The sequence below is a fragment of the Streptomyces sp. NPDC052396 genome (assembly GCF_044593195.1).
Taxonomy (GTDB): Bacteria; Actinomycetota; Actinomycetes; order Streptomycetales; family Streptomycetaceae; genus Streptomyces.
Genome location: NZ_JBIUAW010000002.1, coordinates 651001 through 669837 on the forward strand (window position 1 = coordinate 651001; position 18837 = coordinate 669837).

Below are 18837 nucleotides of genomic sequence, written 5' to 3' on the forward strand. Positions count from 1 at the left end.
GCGCGCCGCGCCTTGTCCGTACCGGACATGGCGGGCCCCGTGCGGAGCGGGCCTTCGGCGCTGAACTCCCGCTGCGAAGACACTAGATTGAGCGCGGAGCGACGGCACGCGGACCCCGGGCCGGGGGTCGGGGGCGAGGAGCGGCAAATGGACACCGAGGGCACGTACGGGGCGCGGCATGGTGCGGTCCCTCGTCCGATGGCGGATGCAGCTATGGCGGATGCGCCGATGGCGGAGCCGGTGGCGGAAGTGCCGCGGGCCGGCGTCCCGGTCGAGGGCCTGCCGCGGCCGCGTGCGGTGCCCGGTGACGCCCCGCCACCACCGCCGTTCATCACCTGGCTCCGGGCGCCGCGCGCCGCCCCACGGCCCGGGGTCTGGGCGTACGAGCACCGGCCGCGCCCACCACGCGAACCGGGCCGGGTACCGGGCCGGCAGCTGGTCAGCGGCGCGGTGATCGCGTTCCTCTGCGGGTGGCTGCTGTGGTCGCTGCTGTGGAACGGGTTCCTGGGGCCGTACTGGACATGGCCGCTGCGGGCCATGATGCCCGGCTCCTGGGACCAGAGCACCCGCGCGTACTACGTGGCCTCCTACGCCTACTACGCCCTGTTCATGGTCGCCCTGGCGGTGGTCTTCGGCCGCATCGGCCGCTGGCCCGAGCTGGGCCGCCGCTACTTCATGCCGCTGTGGCGCCGGGCCGCCGAGCGGCTGCTGCGGCCGGCCCGCGAATTCATCGCCGCCCGCTGGCCCCGGCTGCTGGTGCGGGCGCGGCCGGAACTCATCCCCACCCGGGAGCTCGCCGTCCGCGCCGGGCTGGCCTTCGCCGGGGTCTGGGTGGTGTGGGCGCTGTGCTGGAACGGGGTGGTGGGTGATGTGTGGATGTGGCCGCTGGAGACCTTCGCCCCCGAGTCCTGGCGGCGGTCGGTCGCCGCCTGGCTCTACGCCTCCTACACCTACTACGTCCTGTTCACCCTCTTCCTCCTGGCCATCGCCCGCCGCGTGGGCCACTGGCGCGAGCTGATGCGCCGTTACGGCGGCGAGGGGCAGGAACGGTACCCCGGCCCGAAGAGCCCCAAGAGCTCGCAGGGCAAGGAACACTCCGCCCCGCAGCCCAGGCAGGATCCCGCCGAGTGGCCGCAACTGCGTGCCCATGGCGCGCATGACGCCGCCGACCGGCTGACGGCCGACGCCTGGGGCGGGCGGATGAACGACGTGGACCACGCCCGCATCGAGCACGCCTGGCAGTCCGTACAGCAGAAGCCGAGCCGGCTCGCCGGGTTCACCGACACCGTGCTGCGGCATGGGGCCGCCGCCTACCGCCACCCCTCCGGCGAACGGGACCTGCCGCAGCGCACGGCGCGCCATGACCTGGTCACCGCCCAGGTCCGCATCGGCACCGCCGCCGATGAGGAGCGCAACCCCTATGCGCACCGGGACGCCGGCTGCGCCCTCGACCCGAGCCTGCTGGGCACCTCGCTGCTGGCCGTGGGGCCGCCGGGCTGCGGCAAGACCGAGCGCCTGGTGCGGCCGGTACTGGAGTCGCTGTGTCTGCAGGCGCTCGCCGGGCGGGCCTCGGTGGTCGCCGTCGGAGCGGCCGGTTCGGCCCTGGCGCCCGATGACGCCTTTGATGTGGTGGTGAAGATCGGACGGCCGGATTCCGCCTACGACCTCGACCTGTACGGCGGTACCGAGGATCCCGACGAGGCCGCCGCCGTCCTCGCCGAAGGCCTGGCCGGCGACCTGGCCGACGGACTGCCCGGCAGCGAGGGCCGCCGGGTGGCCACCGCGCTGGCCCAGTTGCTCGGCCCCTTCCGGGCGGTGCACGGCCGCTTCCCCTCCGTACCCGAGCTGCGTGAACTGCTGGACGGCTCGGCGGACGCGGTGCGGGCGCTGCGCGAAGCACTGACCGCCGAGGGGCATGAGGCGCACCTGCGCGAACTCGACGCCCGGGAACGGCAGTCGCAGCGTCCGGGCGACCCCGGGCCGCTGCTCGCCGACCGCCTGGCGCTGCTCGACCGGCCCGCCTTCGCCCGTTTCTTCGACACCACCGATCCCAGCCGCACCTTCTCGCTGCGGGCCGTCGAACACCCGGTACGCGTCCGCATCGACCTGCCGGAACGTGGCCATGCCGAGGCGTCCCGGATGCTGGCCCGCCTGGTGCTCGCCCAGTTCACCGAGTGCGCCGCGGGGCGGGGCGACCGCTCGCTGTTCGCCTGCCTGGTGCTGGACGATGCCACCCACACCATCACCCCCGACGCCGTACGTGGCCTGGGACGGCTGCGGTCCGCCAACGCCGGCGCCGTACTGACCCTGCGTACGCTCGATGACGTACCCGAGGCCCTGCGCCCCGCGCTGCTGGGATCGGTGGGCTGCCGGATGGCGTTCTCCGGCGTGACGACCTGGGACGGCGCGCGGTTCGCCGAGGTCTGGGGCAAGGAGTGGGTGGAGACTCGCGATGTCACCGACCGCCAGATCATCGCCCATGAGCCGTTCACCCGGGCCATGCACATCGTGCGCCACCTGGTGACCGGCCGGGCGGTCACCGCCCAGTCGGTGACCGTGCGGCGGGTGGAGCGCGAGCGCTGGTCGGCCTCGGAGCTGGCGCACGCGGTGCCCGCCGGGCACGCGGTGCTGTCGGTGACCTCGGTACGGGGCGACAGCGCGCCCCCCGTGCTGGTCGACCTCACCCGGTGATCCGGACGCCGCTCCACCGGGCCCCGTGCTGAGGGACAATCGTTCGCAGCCGTTCAACCGGGACGGCACTGTCACCGCGATGCCCCACCGAAGGTGCCATGCCCCCGACGCTCGCCTCCCTCGTCCACCACTCCGCGCTGCGGCTGGCAGTACTCGCCGGCGCGGACCGGCTGGAGACCCCCGTGCGCTGGGCGCACGTCAGCGAGCTGCCCGACCCGGTGCCGTGGATGGACGGCGGCGAGCTGCTGCTGACCACCGCCCTGCAGATCGACGCCACGGACCCCGAGGCCATGCGCGCCTATGTGCGGCGCCTGGTGCGGGCCGGCGTGGTGGGCCTGGGCTTCGCGGTGGGCGTGAAGTACGAACGGGTGCCGAAGGCGCTGGTGGAGGCCGCCGAGGCGGAGGGACTGCCGCTGCTGGAGGTGCCGCGCCGCACCCCGTTCATCGCCATCAGCAAGGCCGTCTCGGCGGCCATAGCCGCCGACCAGTACCGCGCCGTGACGGCGGGCTTCGAGGCGCAGCGCGAGCTGACCAAGGCGGCGGTGGGCGCGGACGGCCCCTCCGCGCTGCTGACCAGGCTCGCCGCGCACCTGAAGGGCTGGGCCGCGCTCTACGACGCCTCGGGCGCGGTGGTGGCCGCCGCGCCCGAGTGGGCCGCGCGCCGCGCCGCCCGGCTGAGCGCGGATGTGGAGCGGCTGCGCCGCCGCCAGGCACCGGCCAGTGCGGTGGTCGGACCGGCCGAGGAGGGCGGCGACCGGGTCGAGCTGCAGTCCCTGGGCTCCGGCCGGCACGCACGCGGCGTGCTGGCGGTGGGCACCGGCGCCCCGCTGGGCACCGCCGAGCGGTACGCCGTGCACTCCGCCGTCGCCCTGCTCACCCTGGCCACCGAGCGCTCCCGCGCGCTGCGCGAGGCGGAGCAGCGGCTGGGCACGGCGGTGCTCAACATGCTGCTGGCGGGCGAGCCGGAGCACGCCCGGGCGGTGGCCGGTGAGCTGTACGGCTCGCTGCTGGACGCGCCCTTCCGGCTGCTGCTCGCCGAGGCACTGCCGGCCGCCGCGGAGCCGGAGGCCGCCGATCCGCTGGCCCTGCTGGCCGACACGGTGGAGACCGCCGCGGGCCGGGCGGGCGAGCCGGTGCTGGCCGTTCCGGACGGCTCCCGGCTGGTGGTCCTCGCCCCGGACGGCGGCGCGGCCGTCGCCGCCTGCGGGGCGCTGGCGCCCTCCGGGGACGAGACCGAACTCACGCTGGCCGTCGGCCTGTCCGCCCCGGCGGGCCCGGCCGGGGCGGCAGCCGCCTACCGCCAGGCCGAGCAGGCGCTGTCGGTGGCCCGCCGCCGGGGGCGGCTGCTGGTGGAGCACGAGGAGATGGCCGCCGGGTCGGTGCTGCCGCTGCTGGCCGACGACGCGGTGCGGGCCTTCGCGGACGGGCTGCTGCGGGCCCTGTACGAGCATGACGCCACGGGGCGCGGCGACCTGGTCGCCTCGCTGCGGGCCTGGCTGTCCCGGCACGGTCAGTGGGACGCGGCCGCTGCCGACCTGGGCGTACACCGCCATACGCTGCGCTACCGCATGCGGCGGGTGGAGGAGATTCTCGGCCGCTCGCTGGACGACCCCGATGTACGCATGGAGCTGTGGCTGGCCCTCAAGGCGAGCGGCTAGCCCATAGCTGGTCCCGCGCCTCACGCGCCGTGCCAGGCAACCTGTTTGGGCCGGCCCCCGAAGCGCCCGTCCAAAGACGGCGATCCGCCCTCAGGCCGCCTGCCCCCGGTGCGCCCCACCCCGGGTGACCTCGCCTTGTTCCTGTCGTTCCTGTCGTTCCTGTCGTTCCTGTTGTTCCTGGCGACCGGGGCGTTGTTGTGGGTGTCGCGCGCCATGCGGCTTCCCCCGGGGCGCAGCGCCGCAAGCCCCATGCGTCACGCCGCACCCGCAGGGCCGGCCCACGCGCCATGCCGCTGCCTCGGGAAGCCGTGCCACAGGCGCTCCACGCTGCGAAATGCCCTTGAGGCCCGCGCACCATGCGCCACGCCTCCCGAGCGGGCACGCTGCGCCCGGGGAGATGCTGCAGTTCCTGCACCGTGACGGGCTCCGTGCCCCATGCCTGGGCGGCATGACGCGTGGCCCTCACGCGCCATGCCGCATCAGGAGGCCCGCGCGCCATGCCGCCGTCCCAGGGAGATCCAGCCGCGCTTCGCGAACACGCCCGAGGTCGACGCAACGCGCCGCGCGCCTCAGTAGCCCACGCGCCCGATGCCCCACGCCCATGCCCCATGCCGCCATGTCCTCCCCCCCCACGCCCCAGCCCACACGCCCCGCCCATCCGCCGCCCCCTGCGCCAAACCGCCACCCCCCACGCCAATCCGGCACCCCCGCACCGCCCACCACTCCACCGCGGCCAATCACCAGCACCACGCCTCGCACCTACCGTGGGGGAGCCAATCCACCCCACAGCGAAAGGGCCGGAACCTTGACCGCTCCGCACGTGTTCTGGCTGGCCGGCCGAGAGGCCACCGGCGAGGAGAGCTTCGACGTCACCAACTCCTTCGACGGCCGGCTCGTCGGCACGGTCAGCGTGCCCACCGAGGCGCAGGTCGAGGAGGCCGTCGCCGCCGCGCACGCGGTGCGCGAGGAGTTCGCGGCGACCCCGGCGCACGTCCGCGCGGCCGCGCTCGACCACGTTTCGCGCCGCCTGGCCGAGCGCACCGAGGAGATCGCCCAGCTGATCTCCGCCGAGAATGGCAAGCCCATCAAGTGGGCCCGCGGTGAGGTCGGCCGAGCCGTCTCCGTGTTCCGCTTCGCCGCCGAGGAGGCCCGCCGCTTCAACGCCGGTGAGGCCCAGCGCCTGGACACCGACGCCGGCGGCACCGGCCGCCTCGCCCTCACCCGCCGCTTCCCCCGTGGCACCGTGCTGGGCATCGCCCCGTTCAACTTCCCGCTCAACCTGGCCGCGCACAAGGTCGCCCCGGCCATCGCGGTGGGCACCCCGATCATCCTCAAGCCCGCCCCGGCCACCCCGCTGTCCTCGCTGGTGCTGGGTGAGCTGCTGGCCGAGACCGAGCTGCCCGCCGGCTCCTGGAGCGTGCTGCCGGTGCCCAACGACCGGATGCCCGCCCTGGTGCGGGACGAGCGGCTGCCGGTGATCTCCTTCACCGGCTCCGGCCCGGTCGGCTGGTCCATCCTGGACTCCGCCCCGCGCAAGCACATCACCCTGGAACTGGGCGGCAACGGGGCCGCCGTGGTGCTCGCCGACTACTCCTCGGAGGAGGACCTCGACTGGGCGGCCCAGCGCATCGCCACCTTCTCCAACTACCAGGGCGGCCAGTCCTGCATCTCGGTGCAGCGTGTGATCGCCGATGCCTCGCTCTACGACCGCCTGGTGCCCAAGGTGGTCGCCGCCGTGGAGGCCCAGGTGACTGGCGACCCCTCCGACGCCGCCACCGACGTCGGCCCGCTGGTCAGTGAGGACGCCGCCAAGCGGGTGGAGTCCTGGGTGGACGAGGCCGTGGCGGCGGGCGCCGCCCTGCTCACCGGCGGCAAGCGGGACGGTGCCACATACGCCCCCACCGTGCTCGCCGATGTCCCCGCCGGGGTCACCATCGCCTGCGAGGAGGTCTTCGGCCCGGTGCTGACCCTCAGCCGCGCCGAGAGTGAGAGCGCCGCCTTCGCCGCCGTCAACGACTCGCCGTACGGCCTCCAGGCGGGCGTGTTCACCCACGACCTGCAGGCCGCCTTCCGGGCGCACCGTGCCCTGGAGACCGGTGGCGTGATCATCGGCGACGTGCCGTCCTACCGCGCGGACCAGATGCCCTACGGCGGCGCCAAGCAGTCCGGAGTCGGCCGTGAGGGCGTGCGCTACGCCATGGACGACTACACCTACGAGCGGGTGCTGGTCCTCACCGGTCTGGCCCTTTAGGGGCCTTGAGCCTCTCAAGGCCCCCAAGGCCCCAAGGCCACTGAGGGGGCAGTTTGCTCCGACTGATCCGGCCCCCGCGAGGGGGCCGGATCAGTCCGGCTTTCCCCCCATCCCGGGGGGAATCCCGCCTTCAACCCGTTGTGGCTATCCGGTGATGGGGAGGGACAGGGCGGTGCAGCCGCTTGCTGACCGGCCGCCGCCGACGACCTCGCGTTCGTCGCCCCGCGCTCCGGTCAGCCGCCGGATTGTGACGAGCGTGGTGTGCCGCTGGCCGGCGGCCGCGCATGGGGCGTCGGCCCTGACGGTCGTCCGGTGAATCCGCGACGGCGTCCGTCAACTCCTCGACCGCGGTGCCAGATTGTTGGACGCCGCCGCCCAACCCCGGTGCGAGTAGGCGGTGAATGCCCGCCACGCGGTGGCCGGGGAACGGGTGCGCGTCGCCCGTGAACTGCACGACCCTGGGCACCGTCTGCGTCGCCGGTCGCGCTGCGCATGGGGCCCGGGGGTGCGGCGCGGCGCGGCGCGGAGCGCGGGGGACCGCCCGTACCAGTTGCCCCCGGCCTGGGGCGGTTGGAGATCATCTTCGAACGGCTTCCGGCCGCAGGCGTTCCTGCCTGCCTGGACGATCAGCGGCGCCGACGGCCGCCCGGCCCCGGCCTGTGCGCCCACCATGTGGCCCAGGAGGCGCTCGGCAACGTCATCGAACCCGCCCGCCTCCGCCACGGTGCGAATGGAATTCCGCCCCGGCCGACTGGAGTTGGCGATCACCGAATGGCGGTCGGGCGGCAATTCGCGCCAAACCGGGCTCCGTTGGCGAACATGGATTGCTGGAGATGCGCGGGCGCGCGAGGATCTACGGGGGAACCCTGGTCGCCGGCCTGCGCCGGGACGGCGGATTCGAGGTCCGGCGGACCCTTCCCCGCTGCCGGCGACGGGGCCGGCGCTGGACGGGGCGTACGACGGGGAGTGGGATGACCGGCGAGACGGGGGACAACGCGGCGGAGAACGCGGCGGAGAACGTGAGGAAGAAGGCGGAGGACATCAGCGTCCTGGTCGTCGACGACCAGGTGCTCATCCGCGCCGGGGTCGCGGCCCTGCTGCGCGCCGCGCCCGGGATGACGGTGGTCGGCGAGGCGGCCGACGGGGAGCAGGCCATTGAAATGGCCGCCGAGCGCCAACCGGACGTGGTGCTGATGGACATCCGGATGCCGGGGCTGAGCGGCATCGCCGCCACCGAGCGCATCCTGGCCCAGGCGGCCGATCCGGCCCCCAGGATCCTGGTGCTGACCACCTTCGACCTGGATGAGTACGTCTACGCGGCGCTGCGCGCCGGAGCCGCGGGCTTTCTGCTCAAGGACGCCGGGCCGCAGCGCCTGCTGGCCGCGGTGAGCGCCGTCGCGGGCGGCGACATGCTCTTCTCGCCCTCGGTCACCCGCCGGCTGATCGAGGCGTTCACCCGGCGCCGCCCAGAGGCCGGCCCGCCGCCCGCCGAGGAGCTCCGGGCCCTGACCGGCCGGGAGGTGGAGGTGCTGCGGCACACCGGGCGCGGCCTGTCCAACGGCGATATCGCCGCCGAGCTGGTGATCAGCGAGGCCACCGTCAAGACCCACCTCAACCGCGCCATGGCAAAACTGGGCCTGTGCAGCCGCGCCCAGGCAGTGGTGGTCGCCTATGAGAGCGGGCTGGTCACCCCTGGTGCCCGGCACTGAGTGCATGGGGCGCCGCATCTGCACGGCTCGGGGCGCCCCACCCGCACCGCATGGGGCCACGCCCCTGCGCCGCATGGGGCGCCGCACCCGCGCCGCATGGGGCGCGCCACCTGCGCCGCACGGGGCATTGCGCCCACACCGCACGGGGCGCCGCACCCGCGACTGCACGGGGACTGGTAGAGCCCGTACGGACGGGGTACATACGGACGAGTAGCACCGGTCGGTAGCGACCGGGACAACCGCCCCGACTCCAAGCGGCGAGGTGCCTCATGACCGCACCATCCGTACGGCCGGTTTCCGAGCGCGAAGCCCGTCAGGTCGCCGAAGCGGCCCGCGAACAGGGCTGGAAGAAGCCGAGTTTCGCCAAGGAGCTGTTCCTCGGCAGGTTCCGGCTCGACCTCATCCATCCGTATCCGATGCCCGACCCGCAGGACGTACGGCGCGGCGAGGAGTTCCTCGGCAAGCTGCGCGCGTTCTGCGAGACCGGGATCGACAGCGCCCGCATCGAGCGCGAGGCGTGCATCCCCGACGAGACGGTGCGCGGGCTCAAGGAGCTCGGCGCCTTCGGCATGAAGATCGACACCCGCTATGGCGGCCTGGGGCTGACCCAGGTCTACTACAACAAGGCGCTCACCCTGGTGGGCTCGGTCAGCCCCGTGGTGGGGGCGCTGCTGTCCGCGCACCAGTCCATCGGCGTGCCGCAGCCGCTGAAGCTCTTCGGCACCCAGCAGCAGAAGGACGCCTTCCTGCCCCGCTGCGCCCGCACCGACATCTCGGCCTTCCTGCTCACCGAGCCGGACGTCGGCTCCGACCCGGCCAGGCTCGCCACCTCCGCGGTGCCGGACGGCGACGACTACATCCTGGACGGCGTCAAGCTGTGGACCACCAATGGCGTGGTGGCCGACCTGCTGGTGGTGATGGCCCGGGTGCCGAAGTCCGAGGGCCACAAGGGCGGCATCACCGCCTTTGTGGTGGAGGCCACCGCCGAGGGCGTCACGGTGGAGAACCGCAACGCCTTCATGGGCCTGCGCGGCATCGAGAACGGCGTCACCCGCTTCCACCAGGTGCGGGTGCCCGCCGCCAACCGCATCGGCCCCGAGGGCGCCGGGCTGAAGATCGCGCTGACCACGCTCAACACCGGCCGGCTGTCCATCCCCGCGATGTGTGTCAGCGGCGGCAAGTGGTGCCTGAAGATCGCCCGTGAGTGGTCCGCGGTCCGTGAGCAGTGGGGCAAGTCCATCGCCAGGCATGAGGCGGTGGGCGCCAAGATCTCCTTCATCGCCGCCACCACCTTCGCGCTGGAGGCCATCCTCGACCTGTCCAGCCAGATGGCCGACGAGGACCGCAACGACATCCGCATCGAGGCGGCGCTGGCCAAGCTCTACGGCAGCGAGATGGCCTGGCTGATGGCGGACGAACTGGTGCAGATCCGGGGCGGACGCGGCTACGAGAGCGCCGCCTCGCTGGCCGCACGGGGCGAACGCGCCGTGCCCGCCGAGCAGTTGCTGCGTGACTCGCGCATCAACCGGATCTTCGAGGGCTCCACGGAGATCATGCACCTGCTGATCGCCCGGGAGGCGGTGGACGCCCACCTCTCGGTCGCCGGGGACCTGATCGACCCGGAGAAGTCGCTGGGCGACAAGGCCAGGGCGGGCGCGAAGGCAGGCGGCTTCTACGCCCGCTGGCTGCCCAAGCTGGTCGCGGGGGCGGGACAACTGCCGCTGTCCTACGGTGAGTTCCACCCCACGGGGCACCGTGACCTGTCCGTCCACCTGCGCTATGTGGAACGCTCCTCGCGCAAGCTGGCCCGTTCCACCTTCTACGCCATGTCCCGCTGGCAGGGCCGGCTGGAGACCAAACAGGGCTTCCTGGGCCGGATCGTGGACATCGGGGCGGAGCTGTTCGCGATGAGCGCCGCCTGTGTACGGGCGGAGCGGCTGCGTGCCCAGGGCGAGCACGGGGCCCAGGCGTACGAACTGGCCGACGCCTTCTGCCGGCAGGCCCGCATCCGGGTGGAGGAGCTCTTCGGGCGGCTGTGGACCAACACCGACGCCCAGGACCGCAAGGTCGTCTCCGGGGTGCTGGCCGGGTCGTACCAGTGGCTGGAGAGCGGCATCCTCGACCCCAGCGGGGAAGGCCCCTGGATCGCCGACGCCGCCCCGGGCCCGTCCAAGGCGGACAACGTCCACCGCACCATCGGCTGAGCCGGTCCGCACCGCCTGTCCGGCGGGACGGGCGGTGCGGCAACAATAGGGGGATGACGGACTTCCTCGCTGACCCGCGCTACTCGGTACCCTCGCCCGCTTCCGGCGGACCGCGCGAGGTCGTGATCCTCGGCTCCACCGGTTCGGTGGGCACCCAGGCCATCGACCTCGTGCTCCGCAACCCCGGGCGGTTCACGGTGACCGGGCTGTCCGCCGCCGGCGGCCGGGTGGACCTGCTGGCCGAGCAGGCGCACCGGCTGCGGGTGCGCACGGTGGCCGTGGCGCGGCAGGACAAGGCGTCGGAGCTGCGCCAGGCGCTGGCCGCGCGGTACGGCGCCGAGCCGCTGCCGGAGGTCCTGGCCGGGCCGGAGGCGGCCACCGAGCTGGCCCGCAGCGAGTGCCACACGGTCCTCAACGGCATCACCGGCTCCATCGGCCTGGCGCCCACCCTGGCCGCCCTGGAGGCCGGCCGGACCCTGGCGCTGGCCAACAAGGAGTCGCTGATCGTGGGGGGCCCGCTGGTGAAGGCAGTGGCCAAGCCGGGGCAGATCATCCCGGTGGACTCCGAGCACGCCGCGCTCTTCCAGGCACTGCTCGGCGGCCCCCGCACCGAGGTCCGCAAGCTGGTGGTCACCGCCTCCGGCGGCCCGTTCCGGGGCCGCGGCAAGGCGGAGCTGGCCGCGGTGACCCCGGCGGACGCCCTGGCGCACCCGACCTGGTCCATGGGCCCGGTGATCACCATCAACTCGGCCACCCTGGTCAACAAGGGACTGGAGGTGATCGAGGCGCATCTGCTCTACGACATCCCCTTCGACCGCATCGAGGTCGTCGTCCACCCCCAGTCCTATGTGCACTCGATGGTGGAGTTCATCGACGGCTCCACGCTGCTGCAGGCCACCCCGCCGGATATGCGCGGGCCGATCGCCATCGGCCTGGGCTGGCCGGAGCGGGTGCCGGACGCCGCCCCCGCCTTCGACTGGTCCACCGCCTCCCGCTGGGAGTTCTTCCCGTTGGACGACGAGGCCTTCCCTTCGGTGGGCCTGGCCCGGCACGTGGGCACCCTGGGCGGCACCGCGCCGGCCGTCTTCAACGCCGCCAACGAGGAGTGCGTGGACGCGTTCCTCGCCGGGCGGCTGCCGTTCAATGGCATCGTGGACACCGTCGCCGAGGTCGTGGCGGAGCACGGCACCCCCGAGCGGGGAACCCTCCTCACGGTCCCGGACGTCCTGCAGGCGGAGACCTGGGCCCGTGCCCGGGCCCGCGAACTCGTGGCCGGCGCGGCCAAGACCACCTCGGAGGCCCACGCATGACGGCACTGATGACGGTCCTCGGGATAGTCGTCTTCGTGGTGGGCCTGCTGTTCTCCATCGCGTGGCACGAGCTCGGGCACCTGTCGACCGCCAAGATGTTCGGCATCCGGGTGCCGCAGTACATGGTGGGCTTCGGGCCGACCCTCTTCTCCCGGAAGAAGGGCGACACCGAGTACGGCATCAAGGCCGTCCCGCTGGGCGGCTACATCCGCATGATCGGCATGTTCCCGCCCGGTGAGGACGGGAAGATAAGCGCCCGCTCCACCTCGCCCTGGCGCGGCATGATCGAGGACGCCCGCTCGGCGGCCTTCGAAGAGCTGCAGCCCGGTGACGAGTCCCGGCTGTTCTACACGCGCAAGCCCTGGAAGCGCGTGATCGTGATGTTCGCCGGGCCCTTTATGAACCTGGTGCTGGCCGTGGTGCTGTTCTTCGGCGTGCTGATGACCTTCGGTATCAGCACCGAGACCACCCAGGTCCACTCGGTGCAGGACTGCGTGGTCAAGGCGTCCGCCGACACCGACAAGTGCCCCAAGGGCGCCCCCAAGTCCCCGGCCAACGCCGCCGGGCTGAAGGCCGGGGACAAGATCGTCGCCTTCAACGGCTCGGCGACCCCGGACTGGAAGACCATCTCCCAGGACATCCGCCGCACCACCGGCCCCGCCACCATCACCGTGGAGCGCGGCGGCAAGCGGCTGGACCTGCGCGCCGACCTCATCGAGAACCAGGTCCAGAAGTACGACGGCAAGGGCAATCCCGTCCAGGGCCAGTACGTCACGGCCGGTTTCCTCGGCTTCACCCCCGCCAGGGGCGTGGTCCAGCAGTCCTTCGGCCAGTCCGTGGACCGCATGGGCGACATGGTGCAGTCCGGTGTGGAGTCCCTGGTCAACCTGCCCGGCAAGATCCCCGACCTGTGGAACGCGGCCTTCGACGGCGGCGAGCGCAAGGCGGACTCGCCGATGGGCGTGGTGGGCGCCGCCCGGGTCGGCGGCGAGGTGTTCAACCTGCACATCCCGCCGTCCCAGCAGATCGCGATGATGCTGTTCCTGGTCGCCGGGTTCAACCTCTCGCTGTTCCTGTTCAACATGCTGCCGCTGCTGCCGCTGGACGGCGGACACATCGCCGGTGCCCTCTGGGAGTCCCTGCGCCGTGCCTTCGCCAAGGTCTTCCGGCGGCCGGACCCCGGTCCGTTCGACGTCGCCAAGCTGATGCCGGTGGCGTATGTGGTGGCCGGGATCTTCGTCTGCTTCACCCTGCTGGTGCTGATCGCGGACGTGGTCAACCCGGTACGGCTGACCTAGGCGCCGCCCGGTGCGGGGGCGTGCGGGCGGCGGCGGTGAGACCGTGGCACACCCGCCCGCCCGGTGCCCGAATGTGCCCGCACCGGGCCCCTTGCCGTAACCTCGAACCCCTCGGAGCCCGCCGATCTCGGGACCATGATGAAGACCTTGGGGTTGCTCGCCAGATGACTGCCATTTCGCTGGGAATGCCTTCCGTTCCGACCAAGCTCGCCGACCGCCGGGTCAGCCGCAGGATCCAGGTCGGGTCGGTGGCCGTGGGTGGTGATGCCCCGGTTTCGGTGCAGTCGATGACCACGACGCGGACCTCGGACATCGGGGCGACGTTGCAGCAGATCGCGGAGCTGACGGCGTCGGGCTGCCAGATTGTGCGGGTGGCGTGTCCCACGCAGGATGACGCTGATGCGTTGAAGGTGATCGCGGCGAAGTCGCAGATCCCGGTGATCGCGGACATCCACTTCCAGCCGAAGTATGTCTTCGCGGCGATTGACGCGGGGTGTGCGGCGGTGCGGGTGAACCCGGGGAACATCAAGCAGTTCGACGACAAGGTCAGGGAGATCGCCAGGGCGGCCTCCGACGCCGGGACGCCGATCCGGATCGGGGTGAATGCCGGGTCGCTGGACCGGCGGCTGTTGCAGAAGTACGGCAAGGCCACGCCGGAGGCGCTGGTGGAGTCGGCTCTGTGGGAGGCGTCGCTGTTCGAGGAGCACGGCTTCCGCGACATCAAGATCTCGGTGAAGCACAACGACCCGGTGGTCATGGTCAACGCCTACCGGCAGCTGGCCGCGCAGTGTGACTACCCGCTGCACCTGGGGGTGACGGAGGCGGGGCCGGCGTTCCAGGGGACGATCAAGTCGGCGGTGGCCTTTGGTGCGTTGCTGAGCGAGGGCATCGGGGACACCATCCGGGTCTCGCTGTCGGCGCCGCCGGCGGAGGAGGTCAAGGTGGGGATCCAGATCCTGGAGTCGCTCAATCTGCGGCAGCGTCGTCTGGAGATTGTTTCCTGTCCGTCGTGTGGGCGTGCGCAGGTGGATGTGTACAAGCTGGCGGATCAGGTTTCGGCGGGGCTGGAGGGGATGGAGGTTCCGCTGCGGGTGGCTGTGATGGGCTGTGTGGTCAATGGTCCGGGTGAGGCGCGTGAGGCGGATCTGGGTGTGGCCTCGGGCAATGGCAAGGGGCAGATCTTTGTCAAGGGCGAGGTGATCAAGACCGTGCCGGAGTCGAAGATCGTGGAGACCCTGATCGAAGAGGCCCTGAAGCTCGCCGAACAGATGGAGAAGGACGGCATCGCCTCCGGCGAGCCGGAGATCAGCGTCAGCTGACCCAAGCCGTCACGGTGCTCCGCCCGGTGCGGCGGAGCACCGTCATGTCCGCGACCGGAACCGGGAGGTACAGTGCCAGAACCTGTCCCCTTCGGCCTCGGGCCCGCGACGGTGAGGCAACCCCACTCGTGCTGACGACCACCACCACCAAGGTCCTGGACCCCGGCGAGCTCGACGCCGCCCTCGCCGTCCTCGACCGCGATCCGGTCGCCAACGCCTTTGTCGCCGCCCGGGTGCTCGCCGCGGGCCTGGACCCCTGGCGGCTGGGCGGTGAGATGTGGGGCTGGTACGCGGACGGCCGCCTGGAGTCGCTCTGCTACGCCGGAGCCAACCTGGTCCCCATCTGCGCCGGCCCCGAGGCCGTACGCGCCTTCGCCGACCGGGCCCGCCGGGGCGGGCGCCGCTGCTCCTCGATCGTCGGCCCCGCCGAGTCCACCGGTGCGCTCTGGGCGCTGCTGGAGCCGCACTGGGGTCCGGCCCGCGAGGTCCGCGCCCACCAGCCGCTGATGGTCGCCCGCGCCATGCCCCCGGGCATTGAGCCCGATCCGCTGGTGCGGCGCGTCCGCAAGGACGAGATGGACCTGATCCTCCCGGCCTGTGTGGCCATGTTCACCGAAGAGGTGGGGGTCTCCCCGCTGGCCGGTGACGGCGGGCTGCTCTACCAGGCCCGGGTCGCCGAACTGGTCGGTTCCGGACGGTCGTTCGCCCGGGTCGAGAACGGCCAGGTGGTCTTCAAGGCGGAGATCGGCGCCGCCACCGCCCGGGCCTGCCAGATCCAGGGCGTCTGGGTCGCGCCCGAGCACCGCGGCCGCGGACTGTCCGTCACCGGTATGGCGGCCGTACTGCGCCATGCGCTGCGCGAGGTGGCGCCGGTGGCCAGCCTCTACGTCAACGACTACAACGCCGCCGCCCGCGCCGCCTACCGCCGGGTCGGCTTCCAGGAGACCGGCGCGTTTATGAGTGTGCTGTTCTGAGCCCGCTGTTGTGAACGTGCTGCCCTGAACGTGCTGCCTTGAACGCGGCGTTCTGCACGGGGTGTTCCGGCCGCCCCCGCCATGGCGCGGGCATGGTGGTCCCGCGCCCCGCCATGGCGCGGGGCCGGGTAGCCTCCCGGCATGGATGACATCGTGGTCGGACCGCTCGACCTGGCGGCACGGGTGGACGACGCGCTGGCCGTGCAGGCGCTCGCCTTCGGACTCTCCGCGGAGGAGGTCGGCGTACGACGCCACATCGTGCTGCGGCACCTCACCAACCCCGGGGCGCGCGCCCTGGGCGCCACCACTTCCAGCGGACGGCTGGTCGGTTTCGTCTACGGCATGCCCAATGACCGCACGCACTGGTGGTCCACCGTGGTCGAGCCCTATCTGCGGGCCACCGGCACCGAGGGCTGGCTGGACGACTCCTTCGTCATCACCGAACTGCATGTCCACCCGGCCTTCCAGAACCGGCACATCGGCCGCACCCTGCTCACCGGCCTGACGGCCGGGGCGAGCGAGCCCCGCTCCATCCTCTCCGCCGTCGACGCCGAGAGCCCGGCCCGGGCGCTCTACCGGAAGCTGGGCTACCGGGACCTGGCCCGGCAGGTGGTCTTCCCCAGCGCGGCCAGCCCCTATGTGGTCATGGGCGCCACGCTGCCGCTGACGGGCTAGCCGCACGGCGAAATACGGTACGCGGCGGGCCCGGGGCGCCGTTACTCTCCTGCCACCGCATCCGCACCGCAGGGAGACCGCCCCATGCCCCAAGTCCAGCGCATGTCCACGATGTTGCTCAAGACACTGCGCGACGACCCGGCCGACGCCGAGACCGCCAGCCACCGGCTGCTGGTCCGCGCCGGCTATGTCCGCCGTTCCTCCGCCGGGGTGTGGACCTGGCTGCCGCTGGGCAAGCGGGTGCTGGACAACATCGCCCGCGTGGTGCGCGAGGAGATGGACGCCATCGGCGGCCAGGAGGTGCTGCTGCCCGCCCTGCTGCCCAGGGAGCTCTACCAGGCCAGCGGGCGCTGGGAGGAGTACGGCGATCTCCTGTTCCGTCTGAAGGACCGCAAGGGCGCCGAGTACCTGCTCGGACCCACCCACGAGGAGATCTTCACCCTCACGGTCAAGGACCAGTGCGCGTCCTACAAGGACCTGCCGGTGATCGTCTACCAGATCCAGACCAAGTACCGGGACGAGGCCCGGCCCCGCTCCGGAGTGCTGCGCGGCCGCGAGTTCCAGATGAAGGACTCCTACTCCTTCGACACCACCGACGAGGGTCTGGCCGAGTCCTACCGGCTGCACCGCGAGGCCTACCGCCGCATCTTCGAGCGCATCGGCCTGGACCACCGCATCGTCTCCGCCGTCTCCGGCGCCATGGGCGGCTCCGCCTCCGAAGAGTTCCTGGCCCCGTCGGGGGCCGGCGAGGACACCTTTGTGGACTGTCCCGAGTGCGACTACGCGGCCAACACCGAGGCGGTGACCACCGTGGTCGAGCCCCCGGCGAATGTGGCGCACGGCCCCGTCGAGGAACTGGACACCCCCGACACCCCGACCATCGAGGCCCTGGCCCGGCATCTGTCCGTGCCTGCCTCGGCCACTCTGAAGAACCTCCTGGTCAAGGTGGACGGCAAGATAACGGCGGTCGGCGTGCCGGGCGACCGCGAGGTGGACCTGGGCAAGCTGGCGGAGCATCTGGCGCCCGCCGTGGTGGAGCTGGTGACCGCCGAGGACTTCGCGGCCCATCCCGAGCTGGTCCGCGGCTATGTCGGTCCGCAGGGCCTGGGGCTGCCCTATGTCGCCGACCCGCGCATCGCCCCCGGCACCGCCTGGATCACCGGCGCCAACAAGCCCGGCACCCATGCCCGCGACGTGGTCTGCGGCCGCGACTTCACCGTCGACCGCTACCTGGACGTGGTCGTGGTCGAGCCGGGCGACCCCTGCCCCCGGTGCGGCGCCGGGCTCCGCATCGGCCGGGCCATCGAGATCGGCCATATCTTCCAGCTGGGCCGCAAGTACGCCGACACCTTCGGCTTCGATGTGCTGGGCCCCCAGGGCAAGCCGGTCCGGGTCACCATGGGCTCCTATGGCATCGGCGTCTCCCGGGCGGTGGCCGCGCTGGCCGAACAGACCCATGACGAGGCCGGGCTGTGCTGGCCCCGCGAGGTCGCCCCGGCCGACGTCCATGTGGTCGCGGCGGGCAAGGCACGGCAGACCGAAATCGCCCTGGAACTGGCCGGGCAACTGGCCCGCGCCGGGGCCCGGGTGCTGGTCGACGACCGCACCGCGGTGTCCCCGGGAGTGAAGTTCACCGACGCGGAACTCATCGGCGTGCCCACCGTGCTGGTGGTCGGCCGCCGCGCCGCGGAGGGCGTGGTGGAGCTGAAGGACCGCCGCACGGGGGAGCGCCAGGAACTCACCGTGGACGCGGCGGTGGCGGCCGTGGCGAGGCTGATCGCCTGACTGCCTGATGGACGTCGGCCGGCTGTCAGCCGATCGACTGGACGAACTCCAGCAGGAGTTCACCGGCCGGGCGGGCGCCCAGCGACAGCTCTCGCACGCCCGCCTCGGCCGCCCGGAAGACCGCCCAGCAGCGCAGCCGCTCCCGGTCCACCTCCAGCGAGTCCGCCAGCTTGGTCACCCGCCGCCGCGCCGCGGCCGCCGCGCCCGGGGCGGCCAGCAGGGTGTCCAGCCGGTCCCGGACCGGCCAGGCCAGGTCGTACGCCCGCTCGCCCGCCAGCGGCCGCGGGCCCACCGCCAGCCACGGGGCGCGGTCCCCGGCCAGCACCTTTCCCTGGTGGTAGGCACCGTGCAGCAGGTACGGCTCCTCCCCGTCGCCGGCGGTCAGCGCCTCGCGCAGCTCCAGTGCCTCGTCGATCAGCGCCCGGACGTCCGCCGCCCAGGGTTCCGCGCGCCACCGGCGCAGGTCCTGGGCCAGAGTCGCGGTGTGCTCGGCCACCGAGGGGAACGGGTGCTCCTCCGGCGGGCGCACCCACAGCCGCTGGAGCGTCGCCGAGGCCTCCAGCACGGCCTTGGGCTCGGGCAGTGAGCGCAGGTTGACCTCGCCGTGCAGCCGCTCCAGCAGCAGTGCCCCCGCCCCGGGCGCGGCGCGCAGCACCCGCACAGCGCTGGCGCCGTTCCAGTGCGCCAGCGCCGCGTGCTCCAGCTCCACGGTGCGCCCCGGGGGCGTGAGCTTCAGCGCGGCCGGAGTGCCGTCCGCCTGCCGCACCAGCACCACCATGCCGCGCCGCCCGCCGGGGCGTTGCACCCGTTCGGGTGTCAGTTCCCAGTGCGCCAGGTACTCCTGACAGGTCGCCGGCAGAGCGGCCAGCCATGGGCCGGCCTCCTCATCCCCGGCCAGGGCGCGCAGGAGCCGCTCCGGTGGTTCAAGGCGGTCGTTCCCACTGGCCATCCGTGCGCTGTCCC

The 18837-nt window shown here is 72.7% G+C and carries 12 protein-coding genes; 11 read left to right on the plus strand and 1 reads right to left on the minus strand.

Features of this window, described 5'->3' with window-relative positions; genetic code table 11:
* Positions 1-147 precede the first annotated feature (147 nt).
* The 11 genes from ACIHFE_RS08055 (at position 148) to ACIHFE_RS08105 (ending at position 17874) form a co-directional block, all read left to right on the plus strand.
* On the plus strand, positions 148-2691 hold the full coding sequence (locus ACIHFE_RS08055) for an ATP/GTP-binding protein (protein WP_400104960.1): 2544 nt from the start codon (positions 148-150) through the stop codon (positions 2689-2691).
* A gap of 98 nt (positions 2692-2789) precedes the next feature.
* Complete coding sequence (locus ACIHFE_RS08060) at positions 2790-4349, plus strand: PucR family transcriptional regulator (RefSeq protein ID WP_400104961.1); 1560 nt, start codon at positions 2790-2792, stop codon at positions 4347-4349.
* A gap of 805 nt (positions 4350-5154) precedes the next feature.
* Entirely contained in the window at positions 5155-6600 is a 1446-nt protein-coding gene (locus tag ACIHFE_RS08065) for an aldehyde dehydrogenase family protein (protein ID WP_400104962.1), read from the plus strand.
* A gap of 971 nt (positions 6601-7571) precedes the next feature.
* The gene (locus tag ACIHFE_RS08070; RefSeq protein WP_400104963.1) at positions 7572-8309 is read left to right on the plus strand and encodes a response regulator; all 738 of its coding nucleotides are present in this window, start codon (positions 7572-7574) and stop codon (positions 8307-8309) included.
* A 269-nt stretch (positions 8310-8578) separates the two neighbouring features.
* On the plus strand, positions 8579-10513 hold the full coding sequence (locus tag ACIHFE_RS08075) for an acyl-CoA dehydrogenase family protein (protein WP_400104964.1): 1935 nt from the start codon (positions 8579-8581) through the stop codon (positions 10511-10513).
* A gap of 53 nt (positions 10514-10566) precedes the next feature.
* Positions 10567-11823 (plus strand): 1-deoxy-D-xylulose-5-phosphate reductoisomerase, encoded by a 1257-nt coding sequence (gene dxr, locus ACIHFE_RS08080; RefSeq protein WP_400104965.1) that lies wholly within the window; start codon positions 10567-10569, stop codon positions 11821-11823.
* Positions 11820-13121 (plus strand): M50 family metallopeptidase, encoded by a 1302-nt coding sequence (locus tag ACIHFE_RS08085; protein ID WP_400104966.1) that lies wholly within the window; start codon positions 11820-11822, stop codon positions 13119-13121. Before dxr ends, ACIHFE_RS08085 begins: the two co-directional genes overlap by 4 nt.
* A gap of 164 nt (positions 13122-13285) precedes the next feature.
* The gene (ispG, locus tag ACIHFE_RS08090; RefSeq protein ID WP_400105039.1) at positions 13286-14440 is read left to right on the plus strand and encodes a flavodoxin-dependent (E)-4-hydroxy-3-methylbut-2-enyl-diphosphate synthase; all 1155 of its coding nucleotides are present in this window, start codon (positions 13286-13288) and stop codon (positions 14438-14440) included.
* Between the two features lie 128 nt (positions 14441-14568).
* Positions 14569-15414: a GNAT family N-acetyltransferase gene (locus tag ACIHFE_RS08095; RefSeq protein WP_400104967.1), complete on the plus strand. Its 846-nt coding sequence runs from the start codon at positions 14569-14571 to the stop codon at positions 15412-15414.
* Positions 15415-15555: 141 nt separating this feature from the next.
* Positions 15556-16089: a GNAT family N-acetyltransferase gene (locus ACIHFE_RS08100; protein ID WP_400104968.1), complete on the plus strand. Its 534-nt coding sequence runs from the start codon at positions 15556-15558 to the stop codon at positions 16087-16089.
* Between the two features lie 84 nt (positions 16090-16173).
* Positions 16174-17874 carry a proline--tRNA ligase gene (locus ACIHFE_RS08105; RefSeq protein WP_400104969.1) on the plus strand — a complete coding sequence of 567 codons (1701 nt, stop codon included), beginning with the start codon at positions 16174-16176 and terminating at the stop codon, positions 17872-17874.
* 25 nt (positions 17875-17899) lie between these two features.
* Here ACIHFE_RS08105 and ACIHFE_RS08110 read toward each other — a convergent pair whose 3' ends face one another.
* The gene (locus ACIHFE_RS08110) at positions 17900-18823 is read right to left on the minus strand and encodes an aminoglycoside phosphotransferase family protein (RefSeq protein WP_400104970.1); all 924 of its coding nucleotides are present in this window, start codon (positions 18821-18823) and stop codon (positions 17900-17902) included.
* Positions 18824-18837 lie beyond the last annotated feature (14 nt).